The 21,019-nt window shown below is 44.5% G+C and carries 17 protein-coding genes and 1 tRNA gene; 2 read left to right on the forward strand and 16 right to left on the reverse strand.

Annotation, left to right across the window (positions count from 1 at the left end):
* Positions 1-599 precede the first annotated feature (599 nt).
* The 8 genes from IIB39_06980 to IIB39_07015 form a co-directional block, all read right to left on the reverse strand.
* Complete coding sequence (locus tag IIB39_06980) at positions 600-1,820, reverse strand: hypothetical protein (protein ID MCH8928441.1); 1,221 nt, start codon at positions 1,818-1,820, stop codon at positions 600-602.
* A 34-nt stretch (positions 1,821-1,854) separates the two neighbouring features.
* Positions 1,855-3,066: an imidazolonepropionase gene (locus IIB39_06985; protein ID MCH8928442.1), complete on the reverse strand. Its 1,212-nt coding sequence runs from the start codon at positions 3,064-3,066 to the stop codon at positions 1,855-1,857.
* Complete coding sequence (locus IIB39_06990) at positions 3,063-3,779, reverse strand: glycerophosphodiester phosphodiesterase (GenBank protein MCH8928443.1); 717 nt, start codon at positions 3,777-3,779, stop codon at positions 3,063-3,065. Before IIB39_06990 ends, IIB39_06985 begins: the two co-directional genes overlap by 4 nt.
* 333 nt (positions 3,780-4,112) lie before the next feature.
* Positions 4,113-5,768 carry a urocanate hydratase gene (hutU, locus tag IIB39_06995; protein ID MCH8928444.1) on the reverse strand — a complete coding sequence of 552 codons (1,656 nt, stop codon included), beginning with the start codon at positions 5,766-5,768 and terminating at the stop codon, positions 4,113-4,115.
* On the reverse strand, positions 5,765-7,936 hold the full coding sequence (locus IIB39_07000; protein ID MCH8928445.1) for an AAA family ATPase: 2,172 nt from the start codon (positions 7,934-7,936) through the stop codon (positions 5,765-5,767). Before IIB39_07000 ends, hutU begins: the two co-directional genes overlap by 4 nt.
* A 1-nt stretch (position 7,937) precedes the next feature.
* A complete protein-coding gene (locus IIB39_07005) occupies positions 7,938-9,059 on the reverse strand; it encodes a DNA repair exonuclease (protein MCH8928446.1) in 1,122 nt (373 codons plus the stop codon).
* 463 nt (positions 9,060-9,522) lie between these two features.
* Positions 9,523-10,743, reverse strand: coding sequence for a PD40 domain-containing protein (locus IIB39_07010; GenBank protein MCH8928447.1), 1,221 nt, complete (start codon positions 10,741-10,743; stop codon positions 9,523-9,525).
* Positions 10,744-10,751: 8 nt separating this feature from the next.
* Positions 10,752-10,824: transfer RNA gene (locus IIB39_07015), tRNA-Gly, on the reverse strand.
* Positions 10,825-11,136: 312 nt separating this feature from the next.
* Here IIB39_07015 and IIB39_07020 point away from each other — a divergent pair.
* Complete coding sequence (locus IIB39_07020; GenBank protein ID MCH8928448.1) at positions 11,137-13,617, forward strand: adenosylcobalamin-dependent ribonucleoside-diphosphate reductase; 2,481 nt, start codon at positions 11,137-11,139, stop codon at positions 13,615-13,617.
* 15 nt (positions 13,618-13,632) lie between these two features.
* Positions 13,633-14,559: a hypothetical protein gene (locus IIB39_07025; GenBank protein MCH8928449.1), complete on the forward strand. Its 927-nt coding sequence runs from the start codon at positions 13,633-13,635 to the stop codon at positions 14,557-14,559.
* Positions 14,560-14,919: 360 nt separating this feature from the next.
* Here the strand turns inward: IIB39_07025 and frr are convergent, their stop codons facing one another.
* The 8 genes from frr to IIB39_07065 form a co-directional block, all read right to left on the reverse strand.
* Positions 14,920-15,477, reverse strand: coding sequence for a ribosome recycling factor (frr, locus tag IIB39_07030; protein MCH8928450.1), 558 nt, complete (start codon positions 15,475-15,477; stop codon positions 14,920-14,922).
* Positions 15,470-16,198: a UMP kinase gene (locus tag IIB39_07035; GenBank protein ID MCH8928451.1), complete on the reverse strand. Its 729-nt coding sequence runs from the start codon at positions 16,196-16,198 to the stop codon at positions 15,470-15,472. The genes frr and IIB39_07035 overlap by 8 nt, the downstream gene beginning before the upstream one ends.
* Positions 16,199-16,354: 156 nt before the next feature.
* A complete protein-coding gene (gene tsf, locus IIB39_07040) occupies positions 16,355-16,960 on the reverse strand; it encodes a translation elongation factor Ts (protein ID MCH8928452.1) in 606 nt (201 codons plus the stop codon).
* Positions 16,961-16,963: 3 nt separating this feature from the next.
* The gene (rpsB, locus tag IIB39_07045) at positions 16,964-17,695 is read right to left on the reverse strand and encodes a 30S ribosomal protein S2 (protein ID MCH8928453.1); all 732 of its coding nucleotides are present in this window, start codon (positions 17,693-17,695) and stop codon (positions 16,964-16,966) included.
* Between the two features lie 15 nt (positions 17,696-17,710).
* Positions 17,711-18,106, reverse strand: a complete 396-nt coding sequence (gene rpsI, locus IIB39_07050; GenBank protein ID MCH8928454.1) for a 30S ribosomal protein S9 — start codon at positions 18,104-18,106, stop codon at positions 17,711-17,713.
* Positions 18,107-18,112: 6 nt separating this feature from the next.
* Entirely contained in the window at positions 18,113-18,541 is a 429-nt protein-coding gene (rplM, locus tag IIB39_07055) for a 50S ribosomal protein L13 (protein ID MCH8928455.1), read from the reverse strand.
* A 333-nt stretch (positions 18,542-18,874) separates the two neighbouring features.
* Positions 18,875-19,957 (reverse strand): hypothetical protein, encoded by a 1,083-nt coding sequence (locus IIB39_07060; protein MCH8928456.1) that lies wholly within the window; start codon positions 19,955-19,957, stop codon positions 18,875-18,877.
* Positions 19,958-20,505: 548 nt separating this feature from the next.
* Positions 20,506-20,913, reverse strand: a complete 408-nt coding sequence (locus IIB39_07065) for a DUF1722 domain-containing protein (protein ID MCH8928457.1) — start codon at positions 20,911-20,913, stop codon at positions 20,506-20,508.
* Between the last annotated feature and the right edge of the window lie 106 nt (positions 20,914-21,019).

The raw sequence follows: 21,019 nt of genomic DNA on the forward strand, positions 1-21,019 counted from the left end.
AATGGAGGAGGTGTTATGACGTCAGGGCAAGACCCCAACCGGCACGTTTTAGTATCCGTTTCGACTCTCAGTGTGCGGGTTATCCGTCGGCTGACGGACTGACCGCTCCAATATGACAACCACCCCTTTATCCCCTCCTTAAAAAGGAGGGGATTCTATTCTCTCCCCTCAATGGAGGAGGTGTTGTGACGTCAGGGCAAGCCCTAACCGCCACTTTATTTGTCTATCTTCTGTTATTCATCTCTTATTGTGCGGGTTAGGGCTTGCCCTGACCGCACTAATTTCTGTCATTCCTCGTCTATCCAAACAATCTAAAAATTTCCGTCATTGCCCGACATATGTCAGACGGGCAATCCCGGCTTCCGCCTATTAACGCTTTTTGTTCACCTTAACTTACAGAGCAAAATCCGGCGTGTCAAGAAAATAGTGAACAGATAGTGAACTTTTATCCTCTTTTAAAGAGGATCAGAAAGAATAGACCGTTTTCCCCGTCTTAATAACGGAAGTCACATTATTAATACCATAGTGATACGGCACCTGCTTATGGTTCTGAGCGTTCCAGATGACCAGATCGCCGCTCATTCCGACCGTAACTGAGCCTAAGCTATCCAGCTTCTAATTGTATAATACTTCATAAGAATTCCATCCAATAATTCTATAAATTCGATACTTCCTTGGTAGCCAAAATCCCTTTTGAAAACACCCTTATTTTCATTATATACGATAGGGTAAAGAATGCCATCGTAATATTGATCAAGCAAGCTATTCGGATCATATCCAACAACATCATCCATTGAATTGATTTCGTACGGCAAGATTCTCTCAATCTTTTTATATCTTAGGATTTCAATGCGCAACATATCGGATTTAAAAGGTTCACGTTTTATCCGGCTAACACTATCCAACTCTCTATTAATATTATCGAGGTATGTCTTGTCAAACATTGTACTATCAATCATTTCGAGAGTTAATCCAATACGCATGGAATACACTCTTATTCTCTCATGAGAATAATAATTATCCTTATCCTTTCTAGAATTATTGGATTTTATATTATAAAATTGTGAGGCTAGCCTATCCCATCGGTCGAACTTATCTTGCAAAATTGCTTCCATTCCTTCTGGTTTTTGGAAAAAAAGAATTTTAAGTAGCTTATCTAAGTGACCCCAATCAGCTATGGATTTTCTTTTTGTTGTTTGGTATTCGGAAATGCTACCAGGGATATGCATGTCTTTGAAATTATCAAGAATGATTTCACCTAATTCTTCATCTTTAAAAATTCTTAAGACACTCCATATTGTGTAATCCATAATTTTAAAATTTAATCTGGATTTTTCTAGCCATTTTTTAGACAGTTTAAGCGCTAAAGATGTATCTATGTATGATAAGGCATAAACTGATATGGGTAGTATGGCAAGAGCCGAATCAATTCCAAAATTATCAGCAATTTTTGAAATTTCTGTTGTTGACAACAGTAGCGGCATTTTCTTGGATGTATCAATTTTAACATTTAAGAACAGAGTATCTCCAGTTTGTACCCAAAGTGAGTCAAATTTTTTTATATAATCGTATTTTGGATGAGTTACCGTATATTTTATGCGATAGTCAGGATATGATTTGTGTATTGCCTTCCCCGAAATGTCAGTAAATGCGACCCGAGGATGCCCTAAAATCCCCGCATAAACTCTTGAATTCTCTATAGGATTTCCTTCTAAATCCGAAGTTGTGAAGGATAAATACCCCTCGCTCTGCCACACTCGCATTATTCGATTTACTTCTGTAAATTTTTTTTGAGAGCATGATAGCAGTGATACTATCATTATAAACATCGATATTATATAGAATGTTTTTTTATTAATAAACAACGCTACCTCCAATAATAACACTCCCGACATTATTGATACCATAATGATACGGCACCTGTTTATGGTTTTGAGCGTTCCAGATGACTATATCGCCGTTCATTCCCGCTGCCACCGAGCCGATAGAAGCGCTCCGGTTCAAAGCTTTTGCGGCGTTCAGCGTGACTCCCTCAAAAGCTTCCAACGGCGTCAATTTGAGTTTCAGGCAGGCAATCGTCAAGATAATCTGAAGTGATTCCGTCATAGACGAGCCGGGATTGAAATCGGTAGCAAGGGCAGGCTTCAGTCCTTTTTCAATCATTTTCCGGGCGGGAGCGTAAACATCCGAACCGAGAAAGAATGTCGTGCCGGGCAGCAGGACAGGCGTAACGCCGGCTGATTTCAAACTTTCGATTCCCTCATCGTCTATAGCAACGAGGTGGTCGGCAGAAACAGCGCTCAATCTTCCCGCAAGCTGCGCTCCTCCTATCGGCTCGAATTCCTCAGCGTGCAGTTTGAGTCCGAGTCCCGCATCGGCAGCCGCTCTCAATATAATTTCGGACTCTCCGATTGTGAAAACTCCCTCCTCCGCGAACACATCGCAGAACTCCGCAAGCCGCTCCTCAGCCACCGCCGGAATCATCTCGTTGATAATGATTTCGATGTATTTTTCCCGGTTGTCTCTATATTCATCCGGTATTTCGTGCGCTCCTAAAAAGGTGGCGACTATGCTGACAGGTTGCATCTCGTTCAGTCGTTTAATGGCCCGCAAACTCTTCAATTCATCCTTTAAGGATAGCCCGTAACCGCTTTTAGCCTCGACAGTTGTGGTGCCGTGTTCCAACATTGTTTTCAAATGCGGCAGAGCGGCCTCCACAAGCATATCCTCGTCCGCTTCCCGTAGCATTCGGACGCTTTTTCGGATTCCGCCGCCTGCTTCGGCTATCTCCATATACGGCACGCCGCTGTTCCGCATCAGGAATTCATCCTCGCGGGTGCCGTAAAAAATCAGATGCGTGTGCGGGTCAATAAGTCCTGCCGTAACGAGAGATCCCTTAGCGTCCACTACTTCGATTTCTCCGCTGGAATCAGCCGTTCCTTTTTCCCCTACTGATATTATTTTCCCATCAGAAATTAGAACTTCCATTTCATTCCGGGTTTCAAGGGAACCGTTTTCATCAACAGTGAGCAGTTCCCCGATATTCTTAATCAGAAGATCGCTCATTTTTCTCCCAAGACGGTGTTCAGTAAACCTATCTCATCGGTGATGATTCCGTCCACTCCCAACGCGATGCACTTCTCCATTTCGGTTTGACTATTCACATCCCACGTCATTACTTTTTTCTTCTCATCTTTTGCCATTGACATCAGTCGTGAGTTAAGCCTTGAAAAGTTAGGATGCCATTGCTGAAATTCACCGTTATTTGTTTCCGCCCTTGCGATTGAAAACCGGCGATAGATCGACTCGAAAATGTACGCAGTGTGAAATCCGTGAGAGCCTTTGTTGAATCCGCCTAATATTTTCGGGTCGAAAGAGGAGAGAACGATTGATTCGTGCGGCTTGCACCGGTGCAAATCATTCGTGACAGATTCCACTATTTTCTGAGTTACGCCCGGTTTCAGGTCGATAATAATCTCTTTTTTGTCATTGATTATCTCTATCGCATCCGCAAGAGTCGGTATTTTCCCTTCTTTTTCCGCATTCTTAGAACTGACTTTCAGTGTTTTCAGTTCAGCCGCTGTCAGGTATTCCACTCTATCCCATCGGCCTGTAAGCTTATGCAGCCGACTGTCGTGGATGACAATCGGCACTCCGTCGGATGAGAGCCGCACGTCTATCTCAATAGCGTCAGCGTCCGCTTGAACGGCATCTTCCAACGCTTCCAACGTATTTTCGGGATATTTTCCCGTGTTGGCTCTGTGAATAATTCGTTTCATATTCTTATTCTCTCCCCTCCTTTTAAGGAGGGGAGTGCCCGTCAGTTGACGGACGAGCCTGCCCGACTGATGTCAGGCGGGGGGTTTGTGATACATCGTAACAGGAAAGAACCTGAATCTGCTTTACAATCACACCCACTCCCGATAAATCGGGATAAACTCACCTCCCTCAAGGGAGGAGTTTTTTGTGCAGTCAGGGCCACCGCCTTTGGCGGGACAGGCAAGCCCCCTAACCCGCACTTTCATATCCGTCATTGCGAATCAGTCGTTAGACTGATGTGGCAATCTCAAAGCTATCCTGTCTTTCAAGTTCTGAGATTCCTTCATCCGCACTCAATTTCCCATAGGAATCTTGATGCCTTTCCTGTCCGCTAATTCCACCGCTATATCGTAACCCGCATCAAAATGCCGGGCGACTCCGATCCCGGGGTCGTTTGTGAGAACCCGCTCAATCCGTTTCGCCATTTCGGGAGTGCCGTCGGCAACGATCACCATTCCCGCGTGGATAGCCAATCCCATCCCCACTCCACCGCCGTGATGGACAGAAACCCAGCTTGCTCCTGAGACCGCATTGAGCAGTCCGTTCAGAATCGGCCAGTCAGCCACCGCGTCGGAACCGTCTTTCATATTTTCTGTCTCCCTGTTGGGGGATGCCACAGAACCGCAGTCGAGATGGTCACGCCCTATGACAATAGGAGCGGAAATCTCACCGGACGCAACCGCATCGTTTATAGCGGCGCCGAACTTCGCCCTGTCGCCGTAGCCGAGCCAGCAAATACGCGCAGGAAGTCCCTGCTGTTTCACTTTTTCTCCAGCAAGTCTAATCCATCTCGCCAATCTTTCGTCCTCCGGGAATAGTTTCAGGACAATATTATCTGTAACTTCAATATCCTTTGGGTCGCCGGAAAGCGCAACCCATCTGAACGGTCCTTTTCCCTCGCAAAAAAGCGGCCGAATATATTCCGGCACAAATCCGGGAAAATCAAATGCGTTTTCCACGCCCGCCGATTTCGCCTGACCTCTAATATTGTTACCGTAATCGAACGTCACAGCTCCGCGCTGCTGAAGTTCGAGCATCGCTCTCACGTGTTCCGCCATTGTATCATAAGACGCTTCGATATATTTTTTCGGATTGCTTTTCCTGAGGCTCAGCGCATCCTTGTAAGTCATCCCGGACGGAACATATCCGTTAAGTTCGTCATGAGCGGAGGTCTGGTCAGTGAGAATATCGGGAGTGATCTCCCGCTCAATAAAATTCTTGCAGAGGTCGGAAGCGTTTGCCAAAATCCCGATGGATTTCGCTTCTCCCTTTTCTTTTGCCTTGAGAGCGATCTCTATTCCCTCAGCGGAGTCTTCGGTCATCATATCCAGATAGCCGGAATCGAGACGCCGCTGAATCCGCTCACGCTCAACCTCGGCAATGACCGCAACGCCCTCATTCATCGTTACCGCAAGCGGCTGAGCTCCGCCCATACCACCCAATCCGCCCGTTAGAGTTATGGTTCCTTTCAGGCTTCCTCCGAAGCGCCGTTTCGCCACTTCCGCCAAAGTCTCGTAAGTCCCCTGCAATATCCCCTGAGTTCCGATATATATCCACGAACCCGCCGTCATCTGTCCGTACATCATCAGTCCGCGCTCTTCCAATTCGCGAAAATGTTCCCAGTTAGCCCAATTGGGAACAAGCATTGAATTACTTATGATAACCCGCGGCGCGTATTCGTGAGTCCTGAATACACCCACAGGTTTGCCGGACTGAATCAGCATCGTCTCGTCGTTCTCGAGTTCCTTAAGCGTTCGGATTATAGCGTCATACGCCTCCCAGTTTCGGGCTGCCTTTCCCGTTCCGCCGTAAACGATGAGCTCCTGCGGTTTCTCGGCGACTTCCGGGTCGAGGTTGTTCATAAGCATCCGCATAGCGGCTTCCTGATGCCATCCCTTACAGGTTAGCTCCTTGCCACGAGGCGCACGAATTTCCCCTCGTCCGCTCAATTGCGCGCTTTCCAATAGCTGTCCAGATCAAGCACAACGTTCCCCCATTTTTTATACTCGGGAGAGTGGCTGAAAAGAATCACCTGATGTTCCTTGCTGATCTCTGTTAGAATCTTCTTTGAAATTTTAAGCCGTTCACTGTCGTAATGAACAAACGGGTCATCAAGAACTATAGGGAGCGAAACTTCCTGCGACATCAATTCAGCCAGCGCGAGCCGCATAGCAAAATAGAGCTGGTCCCTCGCCCCTGTGCTCAAAACATCAATTTCTACAGTCCTCCCCTCTTTTGTACGTATCTGCGGCGCCCAATTATCATCGAGCTCCACACTGCTATACCTTTCTTCAGTAAACCTGTTGAACCAATCCGAAATCCGCTCACTGAGCCGTCCGTGATGAGTTTCCTGAAACTCCTCAACAGCCTCGTTCAGCGTGCTCACCGCCAACTTCAACGCATCCGCTTCCAGCCGCGTTTCTTCTATCTGCTCCTCAAGCTCCGCCGCTTCCCTGCCGAGAAGATCAACATTTCCCACTCCTCTGCCGCGGCGTTCCGCAAGTTCTGTATCAATGCTGTGGCTCGTTTCTTTCAGCGATTCCTTTTCTTCCGACAGCAGGATAACTTTTGTTTTTTGCTCGGCTTCCAAAGCCTTGCACTCAGCCAATTTTCTGTCGGCTTTCAGAAGTTCGGAGTTCTTCTGCTCCATCTCGTCCATTTCGGCGACTCTCATTCGAATAGATTGAAGAAGTTTTTTCGATTCTTTTTTTAGATCTTCAGAACTCTTCCTTTCGCCCAGTATTTCGCGAATCAAATCAGATTCTTTTTCTCGATCTTTCATATCCGTAAATTCTTTTAGAAGGACGTCAATTCCATATTTTTCCAATAGAGGCGCGTATTTCTCTTTTATCTCACTGCTGCTCTGCTCGAGATTTTCCAGCTCTTCCAGCCGTATAGTTATCCGCGCCGAATGTTCGTCAGCAGATTTGAAGCGCCACCGGTCAACTATGATGAATACTATTGTACCGAAAAATACGGCGACCAGCGAAGACATTTGAACGGAGTTTGTTGAGAGCCAGGCTAAGATGAAACTCAAGGTACAGGTTGTTAGAACGGCGGCTGTTTTCCAGACACCCGGAATCGTTTTCGGAGCCGAAATTCCTGACTCGCTTCTTAGGTTTTCGACTTTCTCCGAAAGCTCCGCTTTTCTCTCCTCGTCAGTTTTATATTGCGAAAGTTCTTCTTTAACTCTACCGCCTTTCTTCCTTATACTAAGAGCTATATCAAGATTTTGCAGAGCCTCATTTTCTTCTAATTTCAGTTCCTGTTTCTTGATGGTTATCAGCTCTTCGGCGAGTTTTTCTTCCCGTTCCACCGCCCTGTCATGCTCCTTCAATGACTCAATATATTTCCCAAAATCGGCGAGTTTTTCTTCTTCTTTTTTGAGGATTTTTTCCAGCTTATTTGACTTACTTTTCAGTTCTTTCAGCTCCTCTTCTTTGTCGCCGCCGACCTCACGGGCAGTGAGCGCTGAATCCAATTCCTGTTTTATTTCCATAAGTTTATTCTCTAATTTTTCAAGCTTTCGATCTTGCCTTTCTCTTTTTGCCCACGATACGTTTTTGGTCAATGATTCCGCTTCTTCTTTCAGTTTTTTATTTGCCTTCAGATAATCGCCGGAACCGATTCCCGAGATAACTTCCCGTATCTTTCCATCAATTTTCGTTTCAACCGCATTTTGATTTATAAAGGTCAGCGACTCAAGAACTTCTCTGCTCGTCAGACTCAGATTTTCGTTAAGTTTCTTAAAATACTGCGACGATTCTTTCGTGCCGCCGGGCTTGGCGTCCCCTTTGAACAGCTCTAACGGAAGTTCATCTGAATTTTTAGTCAGCGTAGTAAATTGACTTCCAATTTCCCGCCGAATAGAGAACGACCCGTTTTGCTCAATATCCAAACTTCCGGTTCCGCTTTCCGCCTTGCTCCACGGTACACGCATTTCTTTTTCCGTTGTTTTCGACAGACCGAAAATCACGGTGAGAATTCCATCCATTATGGTGGACTTTCCTGTTTCGTTCGCCCCGATTATGACATCAATACCGGAATCGCTAAATTCCACTTCGACTTCAGCGTCAAATCGTCCATACTTACGTAGTTCAAGCCGTCTGAATCGCATATCAGCCTATCCCGCCGAGACTCTCTAAGCCCTTACGTAGAGCGAGTTCACGTACTTTTATCTCACGTTCATCAAGGTCATTGATACCGTCCATAAGCTTTGTGACAAACGCACCCCTGACGGTTTTCTCTTTCATAACCAACTTTATCCCTTCACTGCCGATAATTGAAATTTCGTCCTTCACTTCGAGATGAAAAAATTGATCTTCATACGCTGTTTTAAGCGCCGAGCTGTCGGGAAGCGCGCCTGTCGTTCCTGTAAGCTTCAGCTTCAAAAGATTATCTTCAGAGGCAAGTTCGCTCAATTTCCCCCGAATTGCCGAAGCGGCATCTTCCGTTCCATTCAGGTTCAGCTCCTCAGAAAATAGAGTGCGTTTATTGAACGATTCCTTTTTGAGACTTATTCCTTTTTCAGATAATTCCACCACTAAGAGCTGCCTCTCTCCGTCCTCGCCGAATCGCAAACCTTCCAAAGTTCCGGGATAAACTATCTTGACTCCATTAGCATCTACTTCCTGAAAATTGTGATAATGCCCCAATGCGATATAATCCATACCCGACAAAGAGAGCTTTTTCCTGTCTAACGGAACGTTTCTGTTGTGCATTTCGAACTGACTGCCGTCAACAAGCGAACCGTGAAGCAGTGCGATATGGAACCCGTCTGCATCTTTTCGTTTGAACTCATCGAAGGGCGGTTTGCTTAGCTGGGAATCGAATGCGAATCCGTAGAAATGGCAATCCGTTCCGTTCAGCGAAATCGTTAGAGGTTCGCCCACAGCCGGCTCTTTAAGCAGATGCGCCCACGGCAGGCTATCCCGCCAAACCGAATCCGCGTACTCATAACCGTCGTGATTTCCGGGTATGATAACGCAATGAATCTTACTCTTTTTCAACCGGTTTATTTGCGCTCTAAACAGTTCCAGATCATCGTTTGGGGGGACGTGACTGTCGAATATGTCTCCTGATATAATGACAGCATCAATCTTATTCTTGTTTGAAAGGGCAAACTCGACGGCGCGGCTGAAAGAGTCTGACAAATCCTTTCGCCGGGTTTTCCCTTTGCTGCCGAGCCAATTGAACTTTGCTCCCAAATGGAGGTCGGCAAGATGTAATAATCGTATCATAAATTAGATGGTCCCGTCGTGCTGTAAATTTAACTAAGGGTCATACAAAGGCAAGACTTTAAGGTGAGATTTATCAGTAACACTATTGTCATTCAGGAAACGCAGTGACTAAAGATTAACTTCGTCCGAGTCAGGGCTTGCCCTGACCGCACATCTTTTTCGTCATTCAGAGGAGCGAACCCCGCCATCGGCGAGGGATGCGACGAAGGAATCTCAGAAATTACCTCAGTGGACAGACTTGAGATTCTTTCGCTACCAGCCTGACATCAGTCGGGCAGGCGCTCAGAATGACGTGCTTCTTTTAATAAACGGTCAGGGCACTCACGTTGGTGGAGGATAAAATGTTTTTTTTGGAGTGCATTGACTGTGTCAATGCGGCATCAACACAGTTGATGTACTCCGATAAAACGCATAGCTCAGGCGGATAAATCCTGACTCGCATAGAAATTCTTCACAGGTCAACTCAGTAAAACTTATCTATTTTCTCTAACCGGTAAATGTCCTGATTGTTATTCCGGAAAGCGGTGAACAGCAGTTCGTTTTTCGTTGGATGAAAGGCGGCGTAGTCTTCATCCGAAGGATGACTCGTCATTTGAATTGTGAAAGAGTCCGAAACTCTCAAAAGCCATAAATCATCATTTCCTGCTCTGTCAGAAGTAAACGCAATATAATTTCCATCGGGAGACCAAACGGGATTTTTCTCGGCCGAGCTCCAATCAACAAGTTTCAGAGGCTCTCCGCTGCCAACATCTTTCACCCACAGGTCGAAGCTGCCGTCAATATCTGAATGAAAAACCACCCGGCTGTTATCGGGAGAGATTGACGGATGACCGTCGGAGCCCTCTCGAAATAACAATGGCGACGCCTGGAGATCTTCTATCCTGAGATTCCAAATGTCGGTTACTCCATCTTTTTCACGTTCATAAAATATAAATTCTCCGTTGTTGCTTCCCGTAGGGAAAAACGCCTCGGCAGTTGAGTCTTCAGTCAGCACCGTCAGCTCGTCAGTATCAAGGTTCAGCAGGCGAAGCTGAAACGAGCCTGAATCGTTAGAGGCGTATAGGACACTGTTCATCGCAGACCAATATGACGGCATTATATCAGATTTCGGATTGTTGGAGAGATTCAGCGCATTGCTTGCAAACGTATCAATCAGAGCGCTATTGTCTATGGAAAAAAGTTCCATATTTCCGTTCCGCAGACTTTGCACAATAACTCTAAGCGAGTCCGAAGTGTAGGTCGGCACCGTATTGAACAATTCCGTATTCCCTTTATTACTCGTAATTCTTTTTATGGTCAGCATATCGACTTTGAACAGCAGACTGTCAGTGTAAAAAGATTCATCATTCCACCACGATACGATAAGTGAGTAAAAAGTTCCGTCTTTGAAAAGAGTGGAATCAGAAAAATTTAACGGAAGAGTCTCGACCTTCCCCTGTAGGGTCGTATCCAAAACGCCGGCTATCTGATAGTTGGTCATATCCACCGACGAATTAGAATTTATATTCAGACGAATGCTCACCTCGCCGGAGACATTGAAGCCGTGAGCGGGATAAATTATCTCTAAAAACTCTTCGGTTTCTCCGTTGCCCAACAACCCGTCATCCGAACAACCGGTAAACAAGAAAAAAACCGCAAAAAGCGGGAGCATTGAAATGCAGCTGTTTAGTCTATTTTTATTCATAATTTTTGAGCGGCTGACGAGGGTCGAACTCGCGACATCCAGCTTGGGAAGCTGACGCTCTACCAACTGAGCTACAGCCGCAATCATTAAAAGCTGACAATTGAAATATATATGCGGAGAGGTAGAAACCAAATAGTTATCGAAAATAATCGTACTTTTGAATAGTTATGAACAAGTTAAGAACATATTATCCACACAAAATGATGTAAAATGTTAACAAATACCACTATATATAGTATTTTTTTCTTGACTGCGTTCTTCGGCTTTTATATATTGATTTTCCGGTGGGCAGGCGTATAACGCCGCATATATATTAAAAAAGAATAGTTAAGAAGTAAAAAGAATTTAACAGAGTCCGTCTCTGTTATCACCTCAAGTAAGAAGGAAGCGAGAATGAACTCAAATATCCCTATTGAATTTCAAGAACCAACGAAAAATGAAACACCCGTCAAACAGGCGAAAGCATCTTCACAAACAGCGCCGGCGGATGTTTCAAAGGGATTAGAAAAAGAGAGCCTGCCTCTTAAATCCAGGGAAACAAAAAATAAATATCTCCTGACCGAGAGCGAACTGCAGCTGTTAAAAGAAAAGTATTATTCCGGCGAAGATGGCGGTTCCAAGCTCGCCGAGGCGATGGAAACAAAAGCGTACTATCCCGAAAACGATCTTGCCGCTGACGTCTTGGTGAAAAAATATCTTGCTCCAAACGAAAAAGGACCGCTGCATTTATGGCACAGAGTCGCAAAGTCTGTCGCTTCGGTTGAGGATAACAAGCAGGAATGGTATGAAAAATTCTTCTCGATCTTAAAAGACTTCAAATTTATTCCCGGCGGCAGAGTTATGCACGCCGCAGGACGGGAAGACGCGCGCCGGCGACCGACTCTCTCCAACTGCTATGTAATTCCTATAAAGGAAGACAGCTTAGAAGGCATTTATCAATGTTTATTTGATTCGGCAATGGTTTACCGCACAGGAGGCGGTGTTGGAACAGACCTTTCGTCCCTACGTCCACAAGGCGCAATAGTCAATGCCACAGTGGATTCTTCTCCGGGTATCACCGCATTTATGAATTTGTTCAGCGAGTCCACAAATACGGTTTCTCAAGCAGGAAGACGCGGAGCGCTTATGCTTACGCTCCGTGTTGATCATCCTGACATAGAAAATTTCATCACAATTAAAAATGACAAGTCTCGCAATATCGTGCAGCACGCGAACATTAGTGTCCTTATCACCAACGAATTTATGGATGCTGTTTCAGCCGACGAAAAGTTCGAGCTGAGGTGGGGCGGAAAGGTTTACCGGACAGTCCGGGCAAAGGAATTGTGGGATAAAATTATAAATAACGCACACGCTTCCGCGGAACCGGGAATCATATTCTGGGATACGATGCGTGAGTATCATAATAACGAATACATCACTCCTCTTTCGAGCACCAACCCGTGCGGCGAGCAGCCTCTGCCGGAATTCACCGCCTGCAATCTCGGTAATATCAACCTTCTGGCATTAGTGGATGAAAACGGTGAATTCGATTACAATGAGCTGAGAGAGATAACGGCGATTTCCACACGCTTTCTCGATAATGTCATCACATATAATTATCCGAACCACGCTCTCGAAGAAATAAAAACCGCCGTTGGAAATGATAGGCGTGTAGGTTTGGGGATCACCGCATTGGGTGATACATTTGTGAAAATGGGTATCAAGTACGACACGGAAGAAGCGTTGGACACGGTTGATAAAATTATGAAAGTCATACGCGACACCGCTTATCTCGAGTCCATAAATCTTGCCGAGGAAAAGGGAGCGTATCCGCAATTTGATTGGGAAGGATATTCAAAAAGTAAATTCGTGAAAGCTCTCCCCCGTTCTATCAAAAGTAAAATCAAGGAAAGCGGTATCCGCAATTGCACTCTCATAACCGTTCCCCCCGTCGGCACAGGCTCAATCGTAGCCGAAACGAGTTCGGGCGTGGAACCCATCTATCAGATCAGCTACGAGCGCAGAGTTAAGAATCAGGACGGTCATTCTTTCAGCACATACAAGGTCTTTCATCCGCTCATAAAACAACTGTTTGATACGGACGAAAATCTGCCTGATTGGGTAGTAACTGCATACGATATTGATCCGTTTTTCAGAGTGAAGATGCAGGGGCAAATTCAAAAATACACCGACAGCAGCATTTCTTCAACCGTCAATCTTCCCGAGGACACCCCCGTGGAAACTATAAGCGACATTTATATATCTGCGTATAAAACAGGCTTAAAAGGAATAACAGTTTATCGGGAAGGCAGCCGCGAAGGAATATTAATTACCGAAAAAGAGAAAAAGACTGAAGCCGTAAAAAATGAAATGAAACTAAATCCGCGCTACCGTCCGATGCTTACCTCCGGTGTGACACAAAGAGTAAGAACAGGCGAAGGAAACCTCTACATCACTATAAATGAAGATGATAGAGGGATTTGCGAAGTCTTTACTACTATTGGCAAAGCAGGCGGGAATGCTCAGGCGCAATCGGAAGCCGTCAGCAGGCTCATATCTCTCGCCCTTCGTTCGGGTCTAAATCCGCACGAAGTCGTAAAACAGCTAAAGGGAATAAGCGGGCCTTCTCCTGTCTGGCAGGACGGAGATGTAATTCTCTCTACGCCGGATGCAATCGGTAAAGCTCTGGAGAAATACTTAGCCGATCGGTCCCCTAAAAATAAACAGAACGAAGAATCTTCCGGATTCACTTTTTTGGAAGGAACTGCCGAGACATTAGAAACAACAGAAACAAGAGTGAAAAGCTATACCCTTTGCATCGAGTGCGGCTCCACAATGACACATGAAAACGGCTGTATTGTCTGTAAGCATTGCGGCTATTCCAAGTGTTCATGAAACACCGCTGCTGAAGTGATTTCCACACAGGCTATTCAAAGCAGCGCGCTTGGCGACGACCTTTCGATTTCTCATACGAATAAGCTCAATCTGGAAACTCAAGAACAGCTTGATATAGACAAAACGCTCTCAAGCGGACAATCATTCCGATGGACGAAAAACGAAGACGGTTCATGGCTCGGCTCAATTGAGGGGAATCGTTATAAACTCAATCAGCTGTCGAAAGATGGAAACGGTTCGGTCATTGAGTACGATACTTCATCCGTTGATAATAACGAGAGCAAGATAAAAAAGTTTTTCGATCTGGACAGGCGCTATTCCGATATTTTCGATTCTTTCCGTGATGATCCCTTTCTCTCCCAGGCAATGAAGGCTCATGCGGGTTTAAGGGTACTGACGCAAAACCCGTGGGAAACTATAATCTCTTTCATCCTTTCCACCGCAAGTAACATCCCGCGTATAAAAGGCAATATTGAACGGCTTTGCGCTTCATACGGAACAAAACGGATAGATATGTTCGGCGAATACAATGATTTTCCCACCGCAAAGAAGTTAGCAGCGGCTTCTGAAGATGAATTCAAAAAATTAGGTTTCGGTTACCGCGCTCCCTATGTGCTGAACAGCTCGATCATTATCGCTGAAGATAATGAATTCATATCTTCAATTAGACTGATGTCTTATGAAGACGGAAAGAAAAAATTGTGCGAACTTCCGGGTGTTGGCGAAAAAGTCGCTGATTGCGTCCTGCTCTTCTCATTTGGTTTCGGCGAGAGTTTCCCTGTGGATACATGGATTCTGAAAGTATTGAAAAAATATTATCGCGCGGATGAATCAATCAGCGCTAAAAAAGCGTCTGAATTCGGAAGGCAACGGTTCGGGAAATACGCCGGAGTTGTTCAGCAGTTTATGTTCGAGTATGGCCGGGAATTAAATCTGAAGTAAGTTTCTAAGTTCTTTAAAAAATCATCCCTCTTGTCATTCAGAGGAGCAGGGCGACTTCCCGCAATGACGAAAGGTTTTTGTGGATCAGGATTTATAGCCTGAACGCCACTTAATCCTATCCCTTTGAGAGGAGTGTCCGCCACTTGGCGGACGAGCCTGTCCGACCAGTGCCAGGCGGGTAATCTCAATATTGCGACATCGAGAGATTTCGAGATAATATCAGAATCACACCCTCCGTCACTTCGTGACACCTCCCTCAAGGGAGGAGGTTTACTCCCCATCCTTTTTAAGGAGGGGATAAAGAGGTGGTTGATTATTAAGCAGCGAGTCAGGATTTAGCCTGACCGTGAAGAAGACCGATTAGTCCTCCATTATCTCTTTTTCCTTTACTACCACCGTCTCATCAACAAGTTTGATATATTTATCCGTGTCATCCTGAATGTTGTCATGGGCTATTTTAAGATCATCCTCGGAAATATGTCCCTCGTCTTTCAGCATATCAATATGATGATTGGCATCTTTGCGGATGTTACGGATAGCCACCCTGCCGTCTTCCGACATTTTATGTATCACCTTCACCAATTCTATTCTCCGCTCTTCTGTGAGCGCAGGAATCGGAATGCGAATCATATTCCCGTCATTGGTAGGAGTCAGTCCCAGCTCGGACATTGCGATTGCCTTTTCGATGTCCGCCATAGCGGACTTATCGTAAGGCTGTATAGCGATGAGCCGCGGCTCAGGGATACTTATTCCCGCTAACTGGACAAGAGGAGTCGGTGTGCCGTAATAGTCAACAGTGATGTGGTCGAGAAGACTCGTTGATGCCCTGCCTGTTCGCACAGCGGAGAAATGATGCTTGGTCGAATCCACTGATTTTTGCATTCTTTCTTGTGTGTCCTTGTAAATATCCTCAATCATTTTTCACTCCCGATACTGTTGAGCCAATATTTTCACCGGTAAGTAATTTAATGAGATTTCCCGGTGTCTTCATATTATATACTTTTATAGGTAAATTATTTTCCATGCAGAGACTGATCGCGGTGCTATCCATTACACGGAGATTTTTCTCAAGTATGTCCATATATTTGAGTTCGGGAATCAGCTTTGCGTCTGTGTTCTTTTCCGGGTCACTGTCATAAACCCCATCAACTTTTGTTCCCTTGATAAGAATTTCCGCTCCGATTTCAATGCTCCGCAGAGCGGCGGCGGTATCAGTTGTAAAATAAGGGCTGCCCGTTCCTGCGGAGAACAATACTACCCGCCCTCTCTCAAGGTGCCTCACAGCTCTGCGCCTGATATACGGTTCGGAGATTTCGTCCATTTTAATAGCCGTCATTGCGCGGGTCTTTATCCCCTTTTTTTCAAGAGCGTCCTGCATTGCCAGGGAATTAATGATAGTGGCGAGCATACCCATTTGGTCGCCTGTCGCCCGATCTATCTCAGAATCTTTTGCGTTTAATCCCCTGAAGATGTTTCCACCTCCGATGACTATCCCCATCTGAACGCCTGTAGATGTCGCTTCAACGATTTCTGATGCGATTTCTCTTACCGTATTCGAATCAATGCCGAATTCTTTATCTCCGGCGAGAACTTCACCGCTGAATTTTAGCAGCACTCGCTTGTATATGGATTCAGGCATCTATTCGGTTTCCAATTTCACTGAATATATAACTTTGCGCAGTTAAATGCAAAATCGAAACTGTCGCGCCTATGGAATACAGATCACGCTGAAAATAGAAAATGCCGACATCTGAGTCGGCATCAACTGAATTTAATTTAATAATGGGAAATGTTTTCAGGCTTTGGAATTATCTCCGAGTTGAAAACGGCTAAATCTGCTTATAGTAATATTTTCGCCCAGCGTTCCCACGGAAGCTTTTATGATATCCGATATTGATTGGCTCGGCTCTTTTATATAAGCCTGCTCCATTAGACATACCTGCTTATACCACTTGTCCATCTTACCGTCAATTATCTTGTCTATCATATTCTCGGGTTTGCCTTCAAGGTCTTTACTTCCCGCGTGAACTTCCCGTTCTCTTTCGGCAAGTTCTTCAGGTATTTCGTCCCGGGTTACTGCAATAGGATTTGAGGCTGCTATCTGCATCGATACTTCTTTCGCCAATTTGAGAAATTCGTCGGTTCTTGCGACAAAATCAGTCTCACAATTTATTTCTACGATCACACCAAGTTTATTTCCGGGATGAATGTATGAAAGCACTGCCCCTTCATTCGCTTCCCTGCTTGATTTTGATTCTGCCTTCGCAATCCCCATTTTTCTTAGGTTATCGAATGCCTTTTCGATGTCTCCGTCTGCCTCTTTTAATGCGTTGCGGCAGTCAAGGACACCCGCCCCCGTTTTATCACGCAGCTGTTTAACTAGCTCAGCGCTTATTTCCATTTCTTATACTTTCTCCGCTTCGGGTTCGGTTTTCTCAATCTCTAATTTTTCTCTTCGCAGCTCAAGGGAGGCGACTACGGTGTCAACAAGTCGTTGAATTATCAGAGAAATAGTTCTCAGAGAATCATCGTTTGCAGGTATCACGTGATCTATCAATGTTGGGTCTGTATCGGTATCAATAAGACCTATTATAGGTATATCTAATTTCCTCGCTTCTTTAATAGCAGTATCTTCATGTTTACCGTCAACTAACACCATCAGATCGGGCAGGCGTTTCATCGCTTTAATGCCGCTAAATACATTATCAAGTTTGAGGCGCTCCCGCTCGAGTGTCAGGACTTCTTTTTTGGTCAGTCCTTCATACATCTTGGCGCCTTCTTCCTCAAACTTCTCTAATTTCTTAATGCTTTTACGAATCGTAGAGAAATTTGTCAATGTTCCGCCAAGCCACCGATGGGTGATGTAATACATTCCGCACCGTTCTGCCTCTTTACGGATAAGACCTTTAGTCTGTTTCTTGGTACCCACGAAAAGGATGGTCCCGCCTTCCGAAACTGCATTGCTAATTATATTTACAGCCTCTTCAATCTGGGATTTAGTTTTGCTCAGGTCGATCAAATGAATGGAATTTTTTTCCATAAAAATGTATGGCTCCATCTTCGGATGCCATTTCCTTGTCAGATGCCCAAAATGAGCGCCCGTATCTAATAACTGTTGTATACTAATTTCGTCCAATAGAACCTTCTGATTTTATCTCTTAGAGAATTGAAATGCTCTTCGCGCCCCACGAAGACCATATTTCTTTCGTTCAACCATACGAGAATCGCGTGTAAGAAAACCTGCTTTCTTCAAAACGGGTCGAAGCTCCTCGTCTATTTTCAGTAATGCCCTTGAAATTCCGAGCCTGATTGCTCCTGCCTGCGAACTCAAGCCGCCCCCTTTTACGGTGGCGATAACATCGTATTTGGAATCTGCTTCGATTGCGCCAAATGGCTGGTTTATTACGTATTGAAGGGATTTTCTGGGAAAATAATCGTCAACTTCACGCTTATTGATACTGAATCCACCTTTTCCCGACACTAACCAAACTCTTGCTATTGCTTTCTTTCTTCTACCTGTACCGTAAAAATTTTCTTTTTTTACCATAAATTCCTAAACTTCTAACACTTTTGGTTCTTGCGCGCTGTGTGGATGGTCCGAACCGGCATAAACTTTAAGTTTCCTGAATAATGCCCTGCCGAGTTTTGTGTGAGGCAGCATCCCCTTGACAGCCTTCTCAATCACACGTTCTGGATTCGATTCCATCATATCTTTTAAAATTGTCTCTTTTATACCACCCGGGTAACCGGTGTGCCTGTAATATTTTTTAGTTTCATATTTATTGCCGGTAACTTTGATTTTCTCTGCGTTGATGATTACTACGAAATCGCCGCCGTCCATATGATAAGCGAATTTCGGTTTATGTTTTCCCATGAGTAAGTGCGAAACTTTTGCCGCTAATCTGCCCAGCACTTTGTCTTCCGCGTCTATCAGAAGCCAATCGCGTTGCAGTTCATCTTGTTTCGGACTGTATGTTCCCATCACTTTTTCCTGTTCCTCAATAAATACATTGTTCAGCCGCAAAAAGTATATTCAAACCGCAAGATAGTCAAGGTTTTTTTTGATATAACACGCTGTTTTTGGGAAATAATTCGGTCTGTTGGTAAAGTTGGATCTGAGCTGGATATTTTTGCCGTAATTTTCTTCCTCCGGCGTCATTGCGAACGCGCATTTATGTTAGTGAAGTCTGTCCGACTGATGTCAGGCGGGGACGGTGTGATTATATTATTAACTTTAAATTTTCGATTCCGATTGATTACACACCTCGCCCGCCAAGTGGCGGACACTCCCCTCAAGGGGAGAAGAAAAACATCGTCAATTCGAATCGCCGAGCGAAATGGTGAGCGTATTAATCGTCCGATCAACGACCTTAATTTCGTAATCCCCGAAACTCTTCCCGTTAAGTTCCGCAGCCATCTTTTCAGGAGTGGAACGCGCGATCAATTCAAACTCCGCTGAAATACCGTTATAGTTCCGGCTCCTTACAGCAAACAGCCCGTGGACAGCGCTATCCAGCCATTTTTTGAAGTTGGTAAAGCTGTTGAAATCGTGCAGATTCTGCACTTTTAGAAGAATCTGCCTACCGGCGTTTACCTCGGTTTTCCACCGATATTGAATAACTGCGGACAATTCTTCCGAGACTTTCGAAGAAACCTTGGCGATAGCTCGGGCAGCCCCTAATGCAGGGTTACGATGCGGGTAAATCGCGTGTCCGGAGACCTCAGCAATTACAACGCCGTTATTTACTTTCACCGCTTGAAGCCGGACGGTAGCCTGAATTGAGATTATCGCTCCGGAACTTCGGTCTGTGTCCTCAACGATTGACAATTCAGATTCTCCGATTATCACCACGTCAGCGCCCAGCTCATCGGCAAGATTGATAGCTACCGAATCTTCGATTCTCGCCAATTTCAGATCAGCAGCAAATGAAACAATTTTTTCCGAATCCATATTAACAAACTCAAATCCCTTCTTTTTGAATTTGGCAAGAAGGGTTTGTTCCACCGATCCCAAGCCGCCGTAGCTGTCGAAATCAGAAGACGATTCTCTAACTAAAAGCATAAGACTCGGCATTCCGAGACGATTGTGCAGCAATCCCAAAACGTCCAGGTCTTTTTCAATTTCTTTCCAATCCACCAAAGCGCGGAGAGTGACGACATAAAGGCTGTCAATATTTATCCCGGATGAGATAATTTCGAAAAGGCGAATATATCTAAATCTGTTTGAATATATATTCTCTTCCACGAGCCGCATATTTTCGGCATTTGCTTCAAAGTTAACCATTGGTTCCATTGCCTGCGCAATTGCGCCGCGCAGAGCGTCTGCGATAGCCTCCTTTTTCGCTCCGAAGACTCCCTTATCAATAACACTGCCGTAACCCGTATTTACAATTTTCATCGGTTTGGAGGCATATAGATTCCGACTGAATCCTATTCCGAGATAAACGGATAGGATAAATAAAAGAACTGACTGTTTAAATAATCTTATATAGAAAATATAGTTGAATTGAATGCTGTGAAACTCCTCTGACAGTTAGCTAAATCTGATAATTAAATATAGATTGAGCCGATTGAGTTGTCAAGAGCAATGAGAGTCATTGAGGTTGTGATAATTCGCGACTCCCACAATATCCATTCTTTCCGAGATTCTTTCGTCGCTTTGCCCGCAATGACGAAAGTGTAAGTAATATCAGAAAGGCTTTAGATAAATTGGATTTCACGAAAAATCATACTATCAAAAAAAGTCGGCAACAGAAACAAAAACCCCCGGGGTGGCGCTACTTCCATGCAGCCGGGTAAACATGGAACCAATTCGCTCACTCACCGGGGTTTTTTATTTGATTTATAAATAAGGTATTTTGGAGGATTAAAAAGTAATTCTAATTACAAAAAATCCGATGATTTTACTCACCGGATTTAAAGGCTTATTTAAAGCTTTTATATATTCTAACTCATATCATGAAAGTAATTTGAATTGGAAAGATTTTCCACGTCATATTTATTCATAAGTAGGTGAAATTCCTTTTTGATCTCGCTAAGGCCATCTCCATTACCCTCAAGATGCTCAAGTAAACTGAAAATTCGTTTCTTTTCATTCCTGGAAACTACGTTTTTCAGATGACCCCATATATAATAAGCTGCGTTTCGGCGAGACAGCGGCTCAGGATCGCCTGCGTATAACGCCTTTACTTCTTTCACATATGTCTTTGCGATTTCCTTTTCCGGCGCGTCAGATTTTATAAGCTTAATTAATTTGTCATGAACCTCAAAAGAGTATTCCATTATTTTGAATCGCTCCTTGAACCATGATTCATATACATCCAGCTTAGTTTTAATGTTTTTTAAGTCCGTCATTTATATTCCTTACAATTTTTCTAAGATTTATCTTTAGATTTTTTCGAATGAGGCGTTTTAAAATTCTCATATCGAAAAGTCAATTTTATATTCTGCCTTGATTGGA

This window comes from Candidatus Neomarinimicrobiota bacterium, assembly GCA_022573815.1.
Classification (GTDB): Bacteria; Fidelibacterota; SORT01; order SORT01; family SORT01; genus JACZTG01.

Bases quoted from the DNA above. Each gene is read 5' to 3' on its own strand.
- IIB39_06990 (MCH8928443.1), bottom strand. From the start codon at position 3,779: ATGAAACGAATTATTCACAGAGCCAACACGGGAAAATATCCCGAAAAT.
- tsf (MCH8928452.1), bottom strand. From the start codon at position 16,960: ATGGAAATAAGCGCTGAGCTAGTTAAACAGCTGCGTGATAAAACGGGG.
- IIB39_06980 (MCH8928441.1), bottom strand. From the start codon at position 1,820: ATGATAGTATCACTGCTATCATGCTCTCAAAAAAAATTTACAGAAGTA.
- IIB39_07005 (MCH8928446.1), bottom strand. From the start codon at position 9,059: ATGATACGATTATTACATCTTGCCGACCTCCATTTGGGAGCAAAGTTC.
- IIB39_07010 (MCH8928447.1), bottom strand. From the start codon at position 10,743: ATGAATAAAAATAGACTAAACAGCTGCATTTCAATGCTCCCGCTTTTT.
- IIB39_06985 (MCH8928442.1), bottom strand. From the start codon at position 3,066: ATGAGCGATCTTCTGATTAAGAATATCGGGGAACTGCTCACTGTTGAT.
- IIB39_07065 (MCH8928457.1), bottom strand. From the start codon at position 20,913: ATGACGGACTTAAAAAACATTAAAACTAAGCTGGATGTATATGAATCA.
- IIB39_07020 (MCH8928448.1), top strand. From the start codon at position 11,137: ATGAACTCAAATATCCCTATTGAATTTCAAGAACCAACGAAAAATGAA.
- rpsI (MCH8928454.1), bottom strand. From the start codon at position 18,106: ATGGTAAAAAAAGAAAATTTTTACGGTACAGGTAGAAGAAAGAAAGCA.
- frr (MCH8928450.1), bottom strand. From the start codon at position 15,477: ATGATTGAGGATATTTACAAGGACACACAAGAAAGAATGCAAAAATCA.
- rplM (MCH8928455.1), bottom strand. From the start codon at position 18,541: ATGGGAACATACAGTCCGAAACAAGATGAACTGCAACGCGATTGGCTT.
- IIB39_07035 (MCH8928451.1), bottom strand. From the start codon at position 16,198: ATGCCTGAATCCATATACAAGCGAGTGCTGCTAAAATTCAGCGGTGAA.
- IIB39_07000 (MCH8928445.1), bottom strand. From the start codon at position 7,936: ATGCGATTCAGACGGCTTGAACTACGTAAGTATGGACGATTTGACGCT.
- IIB39_07060 (MCH8928456.1), bottom strand. From the start codon at position 19,957: ATGAAAATTGTAAATACGGGTTACGGCAGTGTTATTGATAAGGGAGTC.